The sequence below is a fragment of the Chryseobacterium sp. SIMBA_038 genome (assembly GCF_046535115.1).
GTDB lineage: Bacteria > Bacteroidota > Bacteroidia > Flavobacteriales > Weeksellaceae > Chryseobacterium.
Map to the genome: position 1 here is coordinate 1 of NZ_JAWRXH010000192.1, position 269 is coordinate 269.

Annotated in this window: 1 pseudogene; it reads left to right on the plus strand. The window is 23.0% G+C overall.

Annotated features, from left to right (window positions below):
- Nucleotides 1–24: 24 nt before the first annotated feature.
- Nucleotides 25–269 (plus strand): annotated as a pseudogene (locus SB689_RS23245) (flippase); the annotation flags it as partial.

Sequence of the window (269 nt, forward strand, 5' to 3'; positions counted from 1 at the left end):
TGGTATTTTCAGGGATTGCAACGAATGAGAGTAGTAACAATTGTACAACTTATTTTTAAACTCTTTTCCTTACCTTTTATTTTTATTTTTGTCAAAGAAAAAGATAATATATTAGTGTTTACAGCTATAACTGTAATTTTTAATTTACTATCATCTTTATATTTATTTTATATTATTTTGTATAAAGATAAAGTCAATATTGTTAGACCTAGTATAATTGAAATTAAGAAATGGATTAAGATGTCTTCACCATTTTTCGCTTCAAATTC